This window comes from Erwinia sp. SLM-02 (genome assembly GCF_037450285.1).
In the GTDB taxonomy this organism is placed as follows: Bacteria; Pseudomonadota; Gammaproteobacteria; order Enterobacterales; family Enterobacteriaceae; genus Erwinia.
This window is the reverse complement of the sequence record NZ_JAQISN010000001.1, coordinates 2,096,295-2,114,071: the sequence shown is the minus strand read 5'-3', so window position 1 is coordinate 2,114,071 and position 17,777 is coordinate 2,096,295. Positions and strand designations below refer to the sequence as shown.

Sequence of the window (17,777 nt, the reverse complement as noted above, 5' to 3'; positions counted from 1 at the left end):
CGGATCCGCCCGGCGGGTCCGTTTTTTTTACCAATGTGGGAGCAATGTGATGAAAGACGATATTTTTGAATTTGATATTGATGCGCAGCTGGAACAGGCGGAAGCCAACGCAGAGAAAAAAGCAGCAGAAGTTCCTGCCGATCTGGGCGATGAAGCCGACTGTGAAGGTTGCAAAATCTGAGTATAAGTGAGAACCAGTTCACATAAACGAAATCTGCAAAACTTATGCGTTTTTTTTATTTATCGAGTTTTTAACTGCTTATTTGCATTTAACAATTTGTTTACCTCCAGTTAACAGCATCGAAATCAACAAGATGCTATAACTATTCTGTCTTTTAAACCGGAAGGGAGGTGCTTTGTGATGTTTATAATCAGTAATGAAGTGCAGCACAAGGAGGGTGGACCCGTGATGATCGTGACGGGTGTTGCCAGCGGTATGGTTGAATGCCGTTGGTACGATGGCTTTAGCGTAAGGCGAGAAGCATTCCGCGAGGATGAGCTGGCGTCGACGTCAGGTGCCCGCCTGGCCGGTTAAACGCTATGGTCCCCGAACGGGCGAGTTGACGCGCCTGTTCGGGAGGATCCTGCCATTACAGTTCGTTCTGAATACAAAACTCTTCCCAGCTTAAACCCAACGCCTCCGCGTGCGTGCGCAGATAGGCTTCAATCGCTTCCACCATCACCGCTTTATCCGGCTCTGCCAGCTGGATCGCAAACAAAACGCCGTCCAGTTTCTTTTCGCGCACGTAGGCGGCATAGGCACGGTCTTTTTGCAGCGCCTGAAGCTGCTCCACGCTCATGCCGACGCTGGCCGCCTGTTCAGCGGTGAGATTCTCAATGCCTGACTTCAGCTCCGGATGTGCCTCAAGAAACAGATCTTTGGCAATGGCGTAATATTCTTCAACGGTTTTCATAGCGATCCTGCCTGGTAAATTCGGACGCCAGTGTACACGGCGAAAGTGGGGAAAGGGAAGGTTGCGCGCAGGCGCAGTTCGGGCGAAAAGGGCAGAAATCCGTTGTGAACAGCCGATCGGGCTTGCGGCGCAGCGGGAAATAATTATAACGTAGCGCGTGATTCATAAAGCAGGGAAAAACATGAAAAACTGGATTATTGCAGGCCTGGCCGTCAGCGCGCTGAGCGGTTGTGCACAGCTGGAAGGGTACAGCAGCGCGGTGAAAACGCCGCCGCCGGATTCGCTGGTGGGCAACTGGCAGACCATGGGGCCGCAAAAAGGGCTGGTCAGCCCGGAAGCGCGCGCCAGTCTGATTATTACCGCCGCGGGCGATACGCTTGACTGCCGTCAGTGGCAGCGGGTGATTGCCAAACCGGGCAAGACCACTCTGCTGGACGGCGACTGGGTGAATGTGAACACGCAGTCGCGGGTGATGCCGCTGGAGCTGGAAGGCAGCGTGCTGCACTACGATAAGCTGACGCTGAGCAAGGTGAATCAGCCGACGGCGGAGTGCCAGAAGGCGCTGGCGGATATTGCCGATCCGTCTGCTGCACAGGCCGCAGGTGAACCAACTGCCGCGAAGAGCGGTAAGCACTACAGTGGTGTATTTAATCGGGCGAACTGATCCGGGTTGAGCCTGGTGCTCGCTGGAATATTGAGCCGGTGCCGGTGCCGGTGCCAGTGCCGATGCCAGTGCTGTGTTGCTGGCAGCATCGGGGGCTGGCGCTGGCTGGCCGTGCCCCCGCTCGGGCGGGTCCTCGCGCCGCGTTGCGGTTCCTTCACTCCGTTCGTCAGCCGGTCGGACCCTCACAGACGGGCGTCCTGCCCGGCTGTGACTTTCACCCGCGTCCATGCGGGTGAATCCTGGCTTCCTCTCTGCGTTCAGCGCTGTGGATTGCCCTCCCGGGGGCACGGTCAGCCTGCTTTCTAACTTCTGCGTTGCCTGAAAATCAAAAAAGCGAGGGCTGCCCGCCTGCCCAGAACTTCGCGGCACCGATTTATTTTCAAACTAAAAGCGATGAAACAATTGAAGGGGACAGCCTCTGCTGCTGCGTAAGGGCATCCGCAGCGCTGAGGTGGAGCCATTGCGCCAGGAGACGACAACAGGGATGTTGGCGTCAGGCCGGGTTTGAACAGGGATGTTCAATCCTGGCCGGTCCGACCGGCACAATGGCGTAACCGAAGGCACCGGGCAAAGCCCGGCGCGAGGACCGCCCTGAAACAGCAGCAGAGGCTGAACCCCCAACGCCAAATCAACAGCGATAAGAGTGTATGGTCACTGGTGAGCTATCCCAATACCCACACGCTCACGCTGCCCGGATTACAGCGGAACGTCGCCACCCCACCGTCGTCACTCTCCACCTGCTCCTCTCGATGACCGAGATAATCGTACCAGCGCTTCCCGGCAAAATTCTCACCCAGATCCAGCGCCTTCTCCCCCTCATCCCCGTTCGACATCACCACCACGCAGCCCGGCAGCTCTTCCGTCCCGCTGCGCGCGAACGCGATGCAGTTCGGATGATCGAACCACTCGGTCTGTACCCCGTGGGCATACAGCTGGCGGGCGCGGATCAGCGCTTCCAGCTCGCCGGTCACCGGCATATCGATTTCATACTGCTCGCCGTCATCGCCCTCATCCCGATAGCTGGCGCCGTAGAGATCAGGATAAAACAGGGCAGGGACGCCGTTTTCCCGCAGCATAATCAACGCGTAGGCGAGGGGTTTAAACCACGGCTCGACCGGTGCTTCCAGCGCCTGTAACGGTTGCGTATCGTGGTTGGCAACAATCGTTACCGCATGCCAGGGGTCGGCGGCAACCAGCGTGTCATTGAAAATCTGACTCAGATCGTAGTCGGCCCCCTGTTTTGAGGCGGTGTGGAAGTTCATCTGCAGCGGCGCATCGAACAGCAGGGTTTTACCGTCCACCTGGTCAATGTACTGCTGCAGCTTGTCCAGCTCGTGCGACCAGTATTCGGCAACGATAAACAGCGGCTCCTCATTCACCTCCTGCACGTGCTCGATCCACTCTTTATAGAACCAGGCCGGAATGTGCTTCACCGCGTCCAGCCGGAAGCCGGTCGTCGCCGGTATCTGCTCCATCACCCAGCGCGCCCAGTATTTCAGTTCCTCGGTCACCGCATGGTTGCGGAAGTCGATATTGGCGCCCATCAGATAGTCAAAGTTGCCCAGCTCGTCGTCAACCTGGTCGTTCCAGCCCTCGCCGGTGTAGTCGTTGACGATCTTAAACACGCCATTTTCATTCGGGTTTTCAATATGATCGACACCGCTAAAGCATTTGTAATCCCAGATGAATTTCGAGTATTTCCCTTCTCGTACCGGGAAGGTGAAGCGGGTCCAGGCTTCGGCCTCAATCACCTCCTCGTCAATTTCTTCGCGGTTATCCGGATTCACGCGGTTAATCTGCACCCGCTCCTTCTCGTCCGCGCCCATCTTGTGGTTGAGCACCACATCCAGAATCACCCCGATGCCGTGGGATTTCAGTGCCTCGGCAGCGGCCAGCAGCTGCTCTTTATCACCGTATTTGGTGGCTCTTGACCCTTTCTGCTCAAACTCTCCTAAATCGAACAGGTCGTAAGAATCGTAGCCGACGGAATAGCCGCCGGATTCGCCTTTGTACGCCGGGGGCAGCCAGACGTCGGTAATGCCCATTTCTGCCAGACTGGCGGCCTTCTCGGCCACTTCGGGCCACAGCCTGCCGCCATCGGGATAGTACCAGTGAAAAAACTGCAACAGCGTGGGATTGCGCATATCCTTGTTCCATTTTTCATCAGTTCGGGATCTGAATTATGGAGCAGCCGCAGAGAAAAGCGTGATCTGAGTCGTAAATATTTTTCTCCGTTATGGGCGACCGGTCTTACATATCACCAAATGAAAGATGATCGGATCGCTATCTTCTGCAACACTTAAGAAAATTCTGAACGCAAATCCCGCGGAGGCCGCGTTGTCCTTACATAATCTGGTTAATTTCCCCCGAGTTGAGCTGCTGGGTTCACCCACGCCCCTGGAGTATCTCCCCCGTCTTTCTGACTATCTGGGCCGCGATATTTTTATTAAACGTGACGATGTCACGCCGGTAGCCCTCGGCGGTAACAAGCTCAGAAAGCTGGAGTTTCTTGCTGCCGACGCGCTGCGTAACGGCGCGGATGTGCTGGTGACCGCAGGTGCCATTCAGTCTAACCACGTCCGTCAGACGGCGGCGGTGGCGGCAAAGCTCGGCCTGAAGTGCGTGGCACTGCTGGAAAACCCCATTGCCACCCGTGAAGAAAACTACCTCAGTAACGGCAACCGCCTGCTGCTGGAGCTGATGAATACGGAAGTGGTGGCGGTGGATGCGCTGCACGACCCCGACGGCCAGCTGGAAGAGCAGGTCACGCTGCTGGAAGCGCAGGGGTTCCGCCCCTACAGCATCCCGGTGGGTGGTTCGAGTGCGCTGGGTGCGCTGGGCTACGTGGAGTGCGCGCAGGAAATCGCCCACCAGAGCGAAGGCGTGGTGGATTTCGCGGCGGTGGTGGTGGCGTCCGGCAGTGCCGGCACCCATGCCGGGCTGGCGGTCGGGCTGGAACAGCTGCTGCCGGATACCGAACTGGTTGGCGTCACGGTTTCCCGCAGGGTTGCCGATCAGCTCCCTAAAGTTGAGTCACTCCGTCAGCAGGTTGCACAGTCGCTGGAGTTGAACAGCAGCGCGGCAATTACCCTGTGGGATGACTATTTTGCGCCGAAGTACGGTGTGCCAAATGAAGAAGGGATGGAAGCGGTTAAACTGCTGGCGCGGCTGGAGGGGATCTTCCTCGACCCGGTGTACACCGGTAAGGCGATGGCGGGGCTGATTGACGGCATCGCCCAGAATCGTTTCCGCCGCGAAGGGCCAGTTGTCTTTGTGCATACCGGCGGGGCACCGGCGCTGTTTGCCTATCACCCGCAGTAAGTGGGCTGAGTGCGATCGGTGCCACTGCGGGTTAAGCGTGGTGTGATATTGCTTTCAGCAGGCTGTAATATTCATCATTAAAAAACCGGCGCGGACCGTGAAGGCCGCGCCGGTTTTTTTATTAACCGACGTTTTTAACCGATGGTCATCAGGCTGGCGTTACCGCCCGCCGCCGCGGTGTTCACGCTCAGCGAGCGCTCGTGCAGCAGCCGTTCCAGCAGCAGGTTTGTTTCGCCGCGGGCAAAGCCCTGCACCGAGACAATCGCGCCGTCCCGTGCCGCTATCGCTTCGCACAGCGTGCGCAGCTGATCGGCATCCCCGTGATAGATCGCCGCATCGTATTCACCCTGTTCCAGCGGCTGCGCCGCCAGGGTAATGCGCTGCTGCACCGCCGCAGGAAGCTGCTGCCAGAGCGCGCGGTGCAGTTCATCATCCTGCCACAGCGCCTGACTGCCAACGGCGGTCACCGCCGCCAGCTGGACCAGCGTATCCTGTTCGTTATCGGCAAGGCACAGCACCCGCTCGCGCGGCAGCAGGATAAAGGTGTTGCGCTCGCCGGTTGGCCCCGGCAGCAGGCGCACGGTGCCACCCTGACCCAGCTCGGCGTAGCGTGCGCACAGCGCCGCCAGATCCTGACGATCCGCAGCCCACTCGCTCAGTGCCTGATGCGCGGTCAGCAGCACCAGACGCAGCTGGGTGTCCGGCGGGCTGAGGCTATCCTGGCGATCGAGCGTGGTCTGCAGGGCGTTATCGGGGCGGTGGGAGAGCAGGCGATAAAGGTACAGCGGCCCACCGGCTTTTGGCCCGGTGCCCGATAAACCTTCTCCGCCGAACGGCTGCACGCCGACCACCGCACCGACCATATTGCGGTTAACGTACAGGTTACCGACGTGGGCCTTCTGCGTGACCTGGCTAATGGTTTCATCAATACGGGTATGTACGCCCAGCGTCAGGCCGTAACCGGAGGCGTTAATCTGGTCAATGACCTGCGGCAGGGTGTTGCGGGCAAAGCGCACCACGTGCAGCACCGGGCCGAAGATTTCGCGCGTCAGATCGGCCACGTTGCCCAGCTCAATCAGCGTCGGCTGAACGAAGGTGCCGGTCTGCCATTCACGGCTGTCCTGCGGCTGCGGCTGCGCGGCCTGGAACACGGTGAAACCTTTGCTGCGCATTGACTGGATATGCTGGTCGATATTGGCTTTGGCTTCCGCATCGATGACCGGTCCAATATCGGTAGAGAAACGCTCCGGGTTGCCCATGCGGCATTCCGCCATCGCGCCGCGCAGCATGGTCAGGGTGTGGTCGGCCACGTCTTCCTGCACGCAGAGCAGACGCAGCGCCGAACAGCGCTGGCCGGCGCTGTCAAAGGCGGAAGCCACGATATCGGTGACCACCTGCTCGGTCAGCGCCGACGAATCGACGATCATCGCGTTCATCCCGCCGGTTTCGGCAATAAGCGGCGTCGGGCGGCCCTGCGGATCGAGGCGCCCCGCCAGCCCGCGCTGCAACAGGGTGGCAACGGCGGTTGAACCGGTAAACATCACCCCGCGTACCCGCGCATCCTGAGTCAGCTGCGCGCCGACGGTTTCACCGGTGCCCGGCAGCAGCTGCAGCGCACCCTGCGGCACGCCCGCTTCGTGCAGGATCGCGACCGCCCGGGCGGCGATCAGCGGCGTTTGCTCGGCCGGTTTGGCCAGCACGCTGTTCCCTGCGGCCAGCGCGGCGGCAATCTGCCCGCTGAAGATCGCCAGCGGGAAGTTCCACGGGCTGATGCAGACTACCGGACCCAGCGGACGGTGGGTTTCATTGTCAAAGTCGTCGCGCACCTGGCCCGCATAGTAGTGCAGGAAATCGACCGCCTCGCGCACTTCGGCAATGGCATTGCTGAAGGTTTTCCCGGCCTCACGCACCAGAATGCCGATCAGCGTCTGCATCTGGCCTTCCATCAGGATCGCCGCGCGTTCGAGGATGGCGGCACGCTCCTGCGGCGGGGTGGCGAACCAGATCGGGCCAACGTTAACCGCCGCATCCAGCGCGGCGGAAACTTCGCCCGGCGTGGCGTGACGCACGTAGCCGACAATATCCAGCGGTTCGGCGGGGTTAATCACCGGCAGACCGTCGCCGGTTTCCAGCGGCGCGTCGATCAGCGGGGCGGCCTGCCAGCTCTCGCTGGCGCTGTTCAGCAGGGCGCTGGACAGCGAGGCCAGACGGTGTTCGTTGGCCAGGTCCAGCCCGGCGGAGTTCTGCCGCTGCGTGCCGTACAGCTCGCGCGGCAGCGGGATTTTCGGATGCGGCAGGCCGACGGCACCTTCGGCCTGGGCCAGTTTTTCCACCGCCTCAACCGGATCGGCGACCAGTTCATCCAGCGGCAGGCTGGTATCGGCGATGCGGTTAACAAACGAGGTATTCGCACCGTTTTCCAGCAGGCGACGCACCAGATAGGCCAGCAGAGTTTCGTGGGTGCCGACCGGCGCATAGATACGGCAGGGGCGGTTCAGCTTGCCGTCGGCCACTTTACCCACCACCTGATCGTAGAGCGGTTCACCCATGCCGTGCAGGCACTGGAACTCATACTGGCCCGGATAGTAGTTGTTGCCCGCCAGCTGATAAATCGCCGCCAGGGTATGCGCGTTATGGGTGGCGAACTGCGGATAAATCAGATTAGGCACCGCCAGCAGCTTGCGGGCGCAGGCGATATAGGCGATGTCGGTATACACCTTGCGGGTGTACACCGGATAGCCTTCCAGCCCGTCGACCTGGGCGCGTTTGATTTCGCTGTCCCAGTAGGCGCCCTTCACCAGGCGGATCATCAGGCGGCGACGGCTGCGCTGGGCGAGATCGGTCAGCGCATCGATCACCATCGGGCAACGCTTCTGATAGGCCTGGATCACGAAGCCGATGCCGTTCCAGCCTTCCAGCTCCGGTTCGAAGCACAGCTTTTCCAGCAGATCGAGCGACAGCTCCAGACGGTCGGCTTCTTCCGCATCGATATTGATGCCGATATCGTAAGAGCGGGCCAGCAGAGTCAGGGATTTGAGAACCGGATACAGTTCATCCATAACCCGCTCGTACTGCGCGCGGCTGTAGCGCGGGTGCAGGGCGGAAAGCTTGATTGAGATCCCCGGGCCTTCATAAATGCCGCGGCCGTTTGAGGCTTTACCGATGGCGTGGATAGCCTGCTGGTAGGAGAGCAGATAGGCTTTGGCATCGCGGGCGGTCAGGGCGGCCTCACCCAGCATATCGTAGGAGTAGCGGAAGCCTTTCTCTTCCAGCTTGCGCGCGTTGGCCAGCGCCTCGGCGATGGTTTCGCCGGTGACAAACTGTTCGCCCATCAGGCGCATCGCCATGTCCACGCCTTTACGGATCAGCGGTTCGCCGCTTTTGCCGATAATGCGGTTCAGCGAGCGGGAGAGGTTGGCTTCATTGTGGGTGGAGACCAGGCGGCCGGTAAACAGCAGACCCCAGGTGGCGGCATTGACGAACATCGACGGGCTGCGGCCAAGGTGCGAGTGCCAGTTACCGTTGCTGATCTTATCGCGGATCAGCGCATCGCGCGTTGGCTTATCGGGAATGCGCAGCAGGGCTTCGGCCAGGCACATCAGCGCCACGCCCTCCTGCGAGGAGAGGGAGAACTCCTGCAGCAGGTTTTGCACCATTCCGGCGCGTCCGCCTGCACTTTTTTGGTGCCTGAGTTTATCGGCCAGCTGATAGGCGAGCTTGTGGGTGGCCGTTGCCTGCGCGGCCGGCAGGCGTGCCTGCTCCAGCAGCATCGGTACCGCTTCGGTTTCCGGGCGGCGCCAGGCGGAGGTGATAGCGGCACGGGCAACCGACTGCGGTAGCACGCTCTCGGCAAAGTCCAGGAAGGGCTGATGAGTCTCCTCCGGCGGGCGAATCTCCTCTTCCGTCGATGCCTGCGCGGCGGCCAGTTCCGGCAGGTTCTGGCCCTGCTCAACCTGCTCCAGATAATTAAAGATGGCCTGCTTGATCAGCCAGTGCGGCGTGCGGTCAATACGCTGCGCGGCCTGCCTGATGCGGTCGCGAGTGGCGTCATCCAGTTTTACACCCATGGTAGTCGTGCCCATGCCTTACAGCTCCTGAATCAATAAACGAACGATAGCGAGCAATATCACTGATGTTGCAACTTTGTGCAACCTCGTTAAATGTGACCCTTTCCTCACTCTTGAAAATCATGCGGATGTTAATGCCAAAAAAGCGGCACGGTTATTGCTGCAAGATCCCGGCCAGGTATGCATTTCTCCCACAATCCCTGGGAATGGTGGGGTTGTTGGTGAGGTGCAACCCGGCTAAATGTGACGCAGTGCAACCTGCTGACATTTGCTGGTTACTACCGGGTGAAATGACTGTGAGATGTGTGTTAAATCGATTGTGTGATAAAGCCGTTTGCGGCAGGATACCGCCCCCGGCAGGAAGCCATCCCCTTGCGCCGTCGTTGCTGCTCCGTTCCGGCAGCAGGCGCGATGCAGCAATACAGGCTGCGGATTCGAATAATAAGTGGAGAACCTGAATGACAGTAAGTACACCGATGATGGTGACATTTTGTGTTTATATTTTCGGCATGGTGCTGATCGGATTTTTTGCCTACCGTTCAACAAAAAACTTTGACGACTATATTCTGGGCGGACGCAGCCTCGGCAGCGTGGTTACCGCGCTCTCTGCCGGTGCGTCTGATATGAGTGGCTGGCTGCTGATGGGCCTGCCCGGCGCGATTTTCATCTCCGGTATCTCTGAAAGCTGGATCGCCATCGGGCTGACGCTCGGTGCCTGGCTGAACTGGAAGATTGTTGCCGGACGCCTGCGCGTGCAGACCGAACATCATGATAATGCCTTAACCCTGCCGGACTATTTCTCCAGCCGTTTTGAAGACACCAGTAAGCTGCTGCGGGTGATCTCCGCGCTGGTTATCCTGATCTTCTTCACCATTTACTGTGCCTCCGGCATTGTTGCCGGCGCCCGCCTGTTTGAAAGCACCTTCGGCATGAGCTACGAAACCGCGCTTTGGGCCGGTGCCGCAGCCACCATTGCCTACACCTTTATCGGTGGATTCCTGGCGGTGAGCTGGACCGATACCGTGCAGGCCAGCCTGATGATTTTTGCGCTGATCCTCACGCCGGTGATCGTTATTATGGCGGTCGGCGGGCTGGGTGATTCACTGCAGGTGATTGAAGCCAAGAGTATCGAAAATATCGATATGCTGAAGAACCTTAACTTTGTAGCGGTGATCTCTCTGCTGGGTTGGGGACTGGGGTATTTCGGCCAGCCGCACATTCTTGCGCGCTTTATGGCGGCGGATTCCCACCGTTCCATCCGCACGGCCCGCCGCATCGGTATGGCCTGGATGATCCTGTGCCTGGCCGGCGCGGTCGCGGTTGGCTTCTTCGGTATTGCCTTCTTCCAGAATCATCCGGAGCTGGCTGCCGGGGTGAACGAAAACGGCGAACGTATCTTTATTGAGCTGGCGCGTATTCTGTTTAACCCGTGGATTGCCGGAATTCTGCTGTCGGCCATTCTTGCCGCGGTGATGTCGACCCTCAGCTGCCAGCTGCTGGTCTGCTCCAGCGCGCTGACCGAGGATCTGTACAAAAACTTCCTGCGTAAAAACGCCAGCCAGAAAGAGCTGGTGTGGGTAGGGCGCCTGATGGTGCTGCTGGTGGCCGTGATTGCTATCGCGCTGGCCGCTAACCCGAATAACCGCGTGCTGGGCCTGGTCAGCTACGCCTGGGCAGGCTTCGGTGCCGCGTTTGGTCCGGTGGTGCTGTTCTCGCTGATCTGGCGCCGCATGACGCGCAACGGTGCGCTGGCCGGGATGATCGTCGGTGCCGCAACCGTACTGCTGTGGAAAGACTACGGCTGGACGGAGCTGTACGAAATCATTCCTGGTTTCCTGTTCGCCAGCCTTGCCATTCTGGTGTTCAGCCTGTTGGGTAAAGGCCCGTCGTCTGCCGCGCAGAAGCGCTTTGACGCGGCCGAAGCGGAATACCGCAGCTGAAGGCAAACCCGAGGCTGATTCACTCCGCGTCCGGTTAACGCCACGCCGTTCAGGCTGAATGGAATATCAAGGGCTCCTCGTCATGCGAGGGGCCTTTTTTTTAGCAAATAAACTAATTTCTCTCCGTTACATTTCCTTAAATAATTTCCCCCCGCAAAACGGCAATATTTCATCCGAAATGCTTGTAATTCCTTGTCCGATAATGATAATCGATATCGTTTGTGTTTTACTTATCTTTACCGCACTTGACCGTATTTAACACTTTTGAGGGTGTTGGCATGTTTGTTCCCTTTCTGATTATGTTGCGTGAAGGGCTGGAGGCGGCGCTGATTGTCAGCCTGATAGCCAGCTATCTGAAACGTACCCAGCGCAGCCAGTGGTTTGGCGCCATGTGGGTGGGCGTGGTGGTGGCCGCCGCGCTGTGCCTGGCTCTCGGCTGGTTCATCAACGAAACCACCGGTGAATTCCCGCAGAAGCAGCAGGAGCTGTTTGAAGGGCTGGTGGCGGTGATTGCCGTGGTGATCCTCACCTGGATGGTGTTCTGGATGCGTAAAGTGTCGCGCAACGTGAAAGCCCAACTGGAAGATGCGGTCGATAACGCGCTGAAGAAGGGCAACAGCAGCGGCTGGGCGCTGGTGATGATGGTGTTTCTTGCCGTCGCCCGCGAAGGACTGGAATCGGTGTTCTTTCTGCTGGCCGCTTTCCAGCAGGACGTGGGCTACGGGCCGCCGCTGGGCGCGATGCTCGGCCTGGGCACGGCGGTGGTGCTGGGGATGCTGATCTACTGGGGCGGCGTGCGCCTCAACCTGGCGAGCTTCTTTAAGTGGACCAGCCTGTTCATTATTTTTGTTGCCGCAGGCCTGGCGGCGGGGGCGATCCGCGCCTTCCACGAAGCGGGGCTGTGGAACCATTTTCAGGATGTCGCGTTCGATTTCAGCCAGGTGCTCTCCACCCACAGCGTATTCGGTACGCTGATGGAAGGCATGCTTGGCTACCAGGAAGCCCCGAGCGTCAGCGAAGTGGCGGTCTGGCTGATTTATCTGATTCCTGCGCTGCTGCTGTTTACGCTGCCGGCACGCGCAACCACCTCTGCGGCGCGCAGCACGCGCTGAAACTGGCCGGGCAGGCAGCCGCCTGCCGGTTCAACTCTTTGACAGGGATTACACTATGACTACACACTTTCGCCGCCACGCACTGAATGCCGCTCTGCTGGCCGTTCTGACCTCCTCGGGGGCGGCGCTGGCTGCTGATATTCCGCAGGTTAAGGTCAGCGTTAACGATAAGCAGTGCGAACCGATGACCCTGACGGTGGATGCCGGTAAAACCCAGTTCATTATCAAGAACAACAGCCAGAAAGCGCTGGAGTGGGAGATCCTGAAAGGGGTGATGGTGGTTGAAGAGCGTGAAAATATCGCCCCATCCTTTACCCAGAAGCTGACGGCCAATCTGGAAGCCGGGGAATACGATATTACCTGCGGCCTGCTGAGCAATCCGAAAGGCAAGCTGATTGTGAAGGCCAACGGCAGCAAAGTGAACGACGGCAAGCCGGACGTGCTGCAGCTGGTCGGGCCGATTGCCGACTATAAAGTCTACGTGATGAAAGAGGTGGATCAGCTGGTGGCCGGCACCAAAGCCTTTACCGATGCGGTAAAAGCGGGCGATCTGGAAAAAGCCAAAGCGCTGTATGCACCAACCCGTCAGCACTATGAGCGTATTGAACCTATCGCCGAACTGTTCTCCGACCTCGACGGCAGCATCGATGCCCGTGAAGATGACTTCGAGAAGAAAGCGGAAGATCCGCACTTCACCGGCTTCCACCGCCTGGAGAAGGTCTTATTTGCCGATAACACCACAAAAGATATGGATAAATTTGCCGACCAGCTGTACAAAGATGTGCAGGATCTGCAGACCCGTATCAGCGAGCTGGCTTTCCCTCCGGGTAAAGTGGTTGGCGGCGCGGCAGGCCTGATTGAGGAAGTCGCTTCCAGCAAGATCTCCGGTGAGGAAGATCGCTACAGCCGTACCGACCTGTGGGACTTCCAGGCGAACGTAGACGGCGCGCAGAAGATCGTGAACCTGCTGCGTCCGCTGCTGCAGAAGGCGAATCCGGAACTGCTGGCGAAAGTGGACGGCAACTTCAAAAAAGTGGATACCATTCTGGCGAAGTACCGTACCAAAGACGGCTATGAATCTTACGAAAAATTGACCGATGCTGACCGCAACGCTCTGAAAGGCCCGATTACGGCGCTGGCCGAAGACCTTTCCCTGCTGCGTGGGACGCTGGGGCTGGATTAATCAGATATGGCAAAACCCGTTGATGACGTGGCGTCAAGCTCGCGTCGTCGTTTGTTGAAAGGCGTGGGCATCCTTGGCGGTGCCCTTGCCGTGACCGGCGGCTGTCCGGTCCATGCGGCCGGTGACGGGAAAGTCTCGTCGCCGGGCACCGTTTCCCCTTCCGCGCGTCATGAAAGCCAGCCGTTCTTCGGCCTGCGCCAGTCCGGGATTGTCACGCCGCAGCAGGCGGCGATGATGCTGGTCTCTTTTGACGTGCTGGCCACGGACAAAAACGATCTGGAGCGGCTGTTCCGGCTGCTGACCGACCGCATCGCGTTTCTGACCGCCGGGGGGAAAGCGCCGCTGGTGACCAACCCGCAGCTGCCGCCGATGGACTCCGGTATTCTCGGCGACGACATCTATCCCGATAACCTGACGATCACCGTGTCGGTGGGCGCCTCGCTGTTTGATGAGCGTTTCGGGCTGCAGGCGCACAGGCCGCTCAGGCTACAGCGCATGACCCGCTTTCCCAACGACGCGCTGGATGCCAGCCTGTGCCACGGCGATCTGCTGCTGCAGATCTGCGCCAATACCAACGATACGGCAATCCACGCGCTGCGCGATATTATCAAGCACTCGCCGGATCTGCTCAGCGTGCGCTGGCGTCGTGAAGGTTTTATCTCCGATCACGCCGCGCGCAGCAAAGGGAAAGAGACGCCGATTAACCTGCTGGGCTTCAAGGACGGCACGGCCAACCCGGATACCGCCGATACGTCGCTGATGGATAACATCCTGTGGGTGAGCAAGGAGCAGGGCGAACCCGCCTGGGCGCTGAACGGCAGCTATCAGGCTGCGCGTATCATTCAGTTCCACGTGGAGTTCTGGGACCGAACGCCGCTGGGCGAGCAGCAGACCATTTTTGGCCGCGTGAAGCACAGCGGGGCGCCGCTGGGGATGGAAAACGAGCACGACGTGCCGGACTACGTAAACGACCCGGATGGGAAGATTACGCCGCTGGATGCGCACATTCGCCTCGCCAACCCGCGCACGCCGGAAACGCAAAGTAATCTGATGCTGCGCCGGGGCTACAGTTATTCGCTCGGCGTGTCTAAATCCGGCCAGCTGGAAATGGGGCTGCTGTTTGTCTGCTATCAGCACGATTTAGAAAAAGGCTTCCTGACCGTACAAAAGCGTTTGGACGGCGAAGCGCTGGAGGAGTATATCAAGCCGATCGGCGGGGGATATTTCTTTGTGCTTCCGGGCGTGGTGGATGCGCAACACTATCTTGCTCAGGGCCTGCTTGAGGCCTGATAAATAATAGCGGGTGCCGTGCGCCCGCTATTCCGTTTTAAGTAGCCCGCCGTTCTCTGCTGCATTTTTCCGCCGCTTTGTTGATTAAAAAATGCACCATACAATTTAATTATGACAGTAATGTTAAATAAGTAATTAATTTAACCTTATGTATTTAATGAAATTAATTTTTGACAAATAATAACAGTAAAAAATATGTTGCAATTTCGCACCGATATGCTGGAATGAAATTGTAGTAACTTTTCGCATTAAGTATCCCACTATGGAGATAGCGAATGCCCAAGTCCTTTAACGGACCCGTAAACAGAAAGTCGACCATCGCCGTCACACGCGAGGAGTTCATTTCCTCTACAGCATTCTCTTCTTTAACAATTTATCGTTCCATCAACCCTGTTAATTGCTTTCCGGTGCACTCTGCGCCCCGGCGCGGCTTTGCATCTGTTGCAACGGCCAGACACGGCTTAAAAGGAAGCCAAAACCTCTAAAGCGTTCACGTAATCGCATCGCCATCCTGATGCGGGAAATGAAACCAACTGTAAGGTGCCACTATGGGAAGACAGAAAGCAGTGATCAAAGCTCGTCGTGAAGCAAAACGTGTGCTTCGTAGCGACTCGCGCAGTCACCGTCAGCGTGAAGAAGAATCGGTCACCTCGCTGGTGCAAATGGGTGGACTGGATGCAATTGGCATGGCGCGTGATACCCGTGACCATTCTCCGATTGCCGCCAGAAATGAAGCTCAGGCGCACTATCTCAACGCCATAGAAACCAAACAACTGATCTTTGCTACCGGTGAAGCCGGGTGTGGTAAAACCTGGATTAGTGCCGCGAAAGCGGCGGAGGCTCTGATTCATAAGGATGTGGAAAGGATCATCGTGACCCGACCGGTGTTACAGGCGGATGAGGATCTGGGATTCCTGCCCGGGGATATTTCAGAAAAATTCGCTCCGTATTTTCGCCCGGTCTATGACGTTCTGGTTAAACGTCTCGGCTCTTCCTTTATGCAGTACTGTCTGCGTCCCGAAATCGGTAAAGTTGAAATCGCACCCTTTGCCTATATGCGTGGCCGTACCTTTGAAAATGCCGTGGTGATCCTCGATGAGGCGCAAAACGTCACCGCCGCACAGATGAAAATGTTCTTAACCCGCCTTGGGGAAAACGTCACCGTGATCGTCAACGGCGATATTACCCAGTGCGACCTGCCTGCCCACGTGAAGTCCGGCCTCAGCGACGCCATGGCGCGCTTTGAGGAAGATGAAATGATTGGGGTGGTGCGGTTTACCGCCGATGACTGCGTACGTTCTCAGCTGTGCCAGCGTACGCTGCTCGCCTACGGTTAACAGGAATTAAACGTTCAAAGCCCGGCACTGGCCGGGCTTTTTTTTTGCCTATTTGTCGATGCCAAAGCCCTGACGCAGGATGGCGGGCTGCACGGCAGGGAAGTAGATATGCTGGTAGTAGCTGGCGGTGTTATTCCCCCAGTTATCGCCGTCGGTGCGGCCGGTCTGCTGCCAGTGTTTCACCAGGGTCTGGTTGTAGCTGCGGATGGTTTCAGGCAGCGTCTCCTGCTGGTAATGCTCCTCATGGCGGAAGCCCGCCATCGGCATACGCGGCTTCTGAACGGCGGGTTGATCGACGTAGCCCAGCACCACGCCCGCCACGGGGAAGGTCAGCTCGGGCAGCTGCAGCAGCTCAATCAGCGCTGCGGGATCGCGGCGAATGCCGCCAATCGGCACCACGCCCAGGCCGTGTGAACGCGCGGCGGTCATCACCGCTTCCAGCGCAATACCGACGTCGGTGGCCCCGGAGACAATGCTTTCCAGGCTCTGATGAGCGATCTGCGCTTTGCCTTCGGCGGCAATCGCCAGCTGGCTTTTATGCATATCCAGCACGAAGGTGATAAACACCGGGGCCTGGGCGATCCACGGCTGTCCGCCGGCCAGTTCGGCAATGCGTGCACGGGTGGCGGCATCGCGGGTCACGATGACGGAGACCTGCTGCGAGTTAACCGAAGTGGGCGCCAGCCAGGCGCATTCGATAATGTCATCCAGAATGCGGTCGTCGATGGGTTTAGCAAGGTAGCTGCGATCGCTGCGGTGGCTTTTTAAAATCTGCGTTGTGCTGTTCATCAATAATCAACCTGGGTAAATAAAAACGCGAAGATAACCGACGCTCGGGCGCACGGGTAGCCAGTTTGTGCCGGCGATCACATTTTTTTCCCCTGCGGATTCCGGAGGTCCGTTATCGGGTGAGCAAGATGATGAACATAATATGTTCAGATATTACAAATAGATAAAAAACATAAACATAGTCCTTTAAATTATTTCCGGAGCCGGATGGCCCTTGTTAGCTTATCTGCGTGCAGGACTTCAACCATTCAGGAGCTTTCAATGAAACATCGCGCTTTGGTCTTAACGTTGCTCGCCAGTCTGACCGGCCTCGCCGCCGGTGCCGCCCAGGCCGACAAGCTTGATGATATCAGGCAGGCCGGGGTGGTGCGCATCGCGGTGTTCGACAGCAACCCGCCGTTCGGCTACATCGATCCGCAAAGCAAAAAGCTGGTGGGCTATGATGTGGACTTCGCCGAAGCCATCGGCAAGGCGCTGGGGGTGAAAGTCGAGCTTCGCGCCACCAACCCGGCTAACCGCATTCCGCTGCTGGTATCGAAGAAGGTGGATCTGATTGCCGCTAACTTCACCATCACCGACGAGCGGGCCAAAGAGGTGAATTTCAGCGTGCCGTACTTCGCCACCGGCCAGAAATTTATCGCCCGTAAAGGCGTGCTGAAAACCCCGGACGATATCAAAACCCTGCGCATCGGCGCGGACAAAGGTACGGTGCAGGAGATCACCCTGCGTGAACGTTATCCGACCGCCAAAGTGATCTCCTACGATGACACTCCGCTGGCCTTCGTGGCGCTGCGTAACCGCAACGTGCAGGCGATCACCCAGGACGATGCCAAACTGGTCGGTCTGCTCGGCAACCTGCCGGCGGCGCAGAAGGCGGAGTTTGAAATTTCGCCGTTCAGCCTGACCAAAGAGTACCAGGGCGTGGGGATCCCGAAGGGGGAAGACAGTCTGACCAGCGCGGTCAACGACACGCTGATTAAGCTGGAAAAAGACGGCGAGGCGGTGAAAATTTACGACCGCTGGTTCGGTCCGCAAACCAATGCCGCACAGCCGCGCGGCGAGTTCAAAATCGCGCCGCTGGACCAGCAGCCTGAAGCCTGACGAATGGTTCGTCGGTGAGAGACCCGAGGGGCGCAGCTTGCTGCGCCCCTGATGCATTT

At 58.3% G+C, this 17,777-nt stretch carries 14 protein-coding genes; 10 read left to right on the top strand and 4 right to left on the bottom strand.

Going from position 1 to position 17,777, the window contains the following annotated elements; genetic code table 11:
• Positions 1-49 precede the first annotated feature (49 nt).
• Together PGH32_RS09865 and PGH32_RS09860 are read left to right on the top strand one after the other, a co-directional pair.
• Complete coding sequence (locus PGH32_RS09865; RefSeq protein ID WP_263575950.1) at positions 50-181, top strand: hypothetical protein; 132 nt, start codon at positions 50-52, stop codon at positions 179-181.
• A gap of 180 nt (positions 182-361) precedes the next feature.
• Entirely contained in the window at positions 362-535 is a 174-nt protein-coding gene (locus tag PGH32_RS09860) for a YodC family protein (RefSeq protein ID WP_443112749.1), read from the top strand.
• A gap of 55 nt (positions 536-590) precedes the next feature.
• Here the strand turns inward: PGH32_RS09860 and PGH32_RS09855 are convergent, their stop codons facing one another.
• Complete coding sequence (locus PGH32_RS09855; protein WP_314423395.1) at positions 591-914, bottom strand: DUF6388 family protein; 324 nt, start codon at positions 912-914, stop codon at positions 591-593.
• A gap of 181 nt (positions 915-1,095) precedes the next feature.
• Here PGH32_RS09855 and yedD point away from each other — a divergent pair, with 181 nt between their 5' ends.
• Positions 1,096-1,578, top strand: a complete 483-nt coding sequence (gene yedD / locus PGH32_RS09850) for a lipoprotein YedD (RefSeq protein ID WP_314423392.1) — start codon at positions 1,096-1,098, stop codon at positions 1,576-1,578.
• Positions 1,579-2,240: 662 nt separating this feature from the next.
• Here the strand turns inward: yedD and amyA are convergent.
• Positions 2,241-3,722, bottom strand: coding sequence for an alpha-amylase (gene amyA, locus PGH32_RS09845; RefSeq protein WP_337893903.1), 1,482 nt, complete (start codon positions 3,720-3,722; stop codon positions 2,241-2,243).
• A 193-nt stretch (positions 3,723-3,915) separates the two neighbouring features.
• Here amyA and PGH32_RS09840 point away from each other — a divergent pair, with 193 nt between their 5' ends.
• Positions 3,916-4,899 carry a D-cysteine desulfhydrase gene (locus PGH32_RS09840; protein ID WP_337893902.1) on the top strand — a complete coding sequence of 328 codons (984 nt, stop codon included), beginning with the start codon at positions 3,916-3,918 and terminating at the stop codon, positions 4,897-4,899.
• A 134-nt stretch (positions 4,900-5,033) separates the two neighbouring features.
• Here PGH32_RS09840 and putA read toward each other — a convergent pair whose 3' ends face one another.
• Positions 5,034-8,981, bottom strand: a complete 3,948-nt coding sequence (putA, locus tag PGH32_RS09835) for a trifunctional transcriptional regulator/proline dehydrogenase/L-glutamate gamma-semialdehyde dehydrogenase (protein ID WP_337893901.1) — start codon at positions 8,979-8,981, stop codon at positions 5,034-5,036.
• Between the two features lie 443 nt (positions 8,982-9,424).
• Here putA and putP point away from each other — a divergent pair, with 443 nt between their 5' ends.
• The 5 genes from putP (at position 9,425) to phoH (ending at position 15,828) form a co-directional block, all read left to right on the top strand.
• On the top strand, positions 9,425-10,906 hold the full coding sequence (gene putP / locus PGH32_RS09830; protein ID WP_337893900.1) for a sodium/proline symporter PutP: 1,482 nt from the start codon (positions 9,425-9,427) through the stop codon (positions 10,904-10,906).
• A 278-nt stretch (positions 10,907-11,184) separates the two neighbouring features.
• On the top strand, positions 11,185-12,018 hold the full coding sequence (gene efeU / locus PGH32_RS09825) for an iron uptake transporter permease EfeU (protein ID WP_314423379.1): 834 nt from the start codon (positions 11,185-11,187) through the stop codon (positions 12,016-12,018).
• A gap of 55 nt (positions 12,019-12,073) precedes the next feature.
• Positions 12,074-13,201 carry an iron uptake system protein EfeO gene (gene efeO / locus PGH32_RS09820; RefSeq protein ID WP_314423377.1) on the top strand — a complete coding sequence of 376 codons (1,128 nt, stop codon included), beginning with the start codon at positions 12,074-12,076 and terminating at the stop codon, positions 13,199-13,201.
• Between the two features lie 6 nt (positions 13,202-13,207).
• Complete coding sequence (gene efeB / locus PGH32_RS09815) at positions 13,208-14,491, top strand: iron uptake transporter deferrochelatase/peroxidase subunit (RefSeq protein ID WP_337893899.1); 1,284 nt, start codon at positions 13,208-13,210, stop codon at positions 14,489-14,491.
• Between the two features lie 548 nt (positions 14,492-15,039).
• Entirely contained in the window at positions 15,040-15,828 is a 789-nt protein-coding gene (gene phoH, locus PGH32_RS09810; protein WP_314423370.1) for a phosphate starvation-inducible protein PhoH, read from the top strand.
• A gap of 48 nt (positions 15,829-15,876) precedes the next feature.
• On the opposite strand, the gene PGH32_RS09805 is transcribed toward phoH, so the two are convergent.
• Positions 15,877-16,617, bottom strand: a complete 741-nt coding sequence (locus tag PGH32_RS09805; protein ID WP_337893898.1) for a nitroreductase family protein — start codon at positions 16,615-16,617, stop codon at positions 15,877-15,879.
• 261 nt (positions 16,618-16,878) lie between these two features.
• Between PGH32_RS09805 and PGH32_RS09800 the strand changes: the two genes are divergently transcribed.
• Positions 16,879-17,718 carry an ABC transporter substrate-binding protein gene (locus tag PGH32_RS09800; protein WP_337893897.1) on the top strand — a complete coding sequence of 280 codons (840 nt, stop codon included), beginning with the start codon at positions 16,879-16,881 and terminating at the stop codon, positions 17,716-17,718.
• Positions 17,719-17,777: the final 59 nt, after the last annotated feature.

What these genes read in the sequence shown, in the direction of transcription:
- PGH32_RS09865 (WP_263575950.1), top strand. Translation starts at nt 50, where the DNA reads ATGAAAGACGATATTTTTGAATTTGATATTGATGCGCAGCTGGAACAG.
- PGH32_RS09860 (WP_443112749.1), top strand. Translation starts at nt 362, where the DNA reads ATGTTTATAATCAGTAATGAAGTGCAGCACAAGGAGGGTGGACCCGTG.
- PGH32_RS09855 (WP_314423395.1), bottom strand. Translation starts at nt 914, where the DNA reads ATGAAAACCGTTGAAGAATATTACGCCATTGCCAAAGATCTGTTTCTT.
- yedD (WP_314423392.1), top strand. Translation starts at nt 1,096, where the DNA reads ATGAAAAACTGGATTATTGCAGGCCTGGCCGTCAGCGCGCTGAGCGGT.
- amyA (WP_337893903.1), bottom strand. Translation starts at nt 3,722, where the DNA reads ATGCGCAATCCCACGCTGTTGCAGTTTTTTCACTGGTACTATCCCGAT.
- putA (WP_337893901.1), bottom strand. Translation starts at nt 8,981, where the DNA reads ATGGGCACGACTACCATGGGTGTAAAACTGGATGACGCCACTCGCGAC.
- putP (WP_337893900.1), top strand. Translation starts at nt 9,425, where the DNA reads ATGACAGTAAGTACACCGATGATGGTGACATTTTGTGTTTATATTTTC.
- efeU (WP_314423379.1), top strand. Translation starts at nt 11,185, where the DNA reads ATGTTTGTTCCCTTTCTGATTATGTTGCGTGAAGGGCTGGAGGCGGCG.
- efeO (WP_314423377.1), top strand. Translation starts at nt 12,074, where the DNA reads ATGACTACACACTTTCGCCGCCACGCACTGAATGCCGCTCTGCTGGCC.
- efeB (WP_337893899.1), top strand. Translation starts at nt 13,208, where the DNA reads ATGGCAAAACCCGTTGATGACGTGGCGTCAAGCTCGCGTCGTCGTTTG.
- phoH (WP_314423370.1), top strand. Translation starts at nt 15,040, where the DNA reads ATGGGAAGACAGAAAGCAGTGATCAAAGCTCGTCGTGAAGCAAAACGT.
- PGH32_RS09805 (WP_337893898.1), bottom strand. Translation starts at nt 16,617, where the DNA reads ATGAACAGCACAACGCAGATTTTAAAAAGCCACCGCAGCGATCGCAGC.
- PGH32_RS09800 (WP_337893897.1), top strand. Translation starts at nt 16,879, where the DNA reads ATGAAACATCGCGCTTTGGTCTTAACGTTGCTCGCCAGTCTGACCGGC.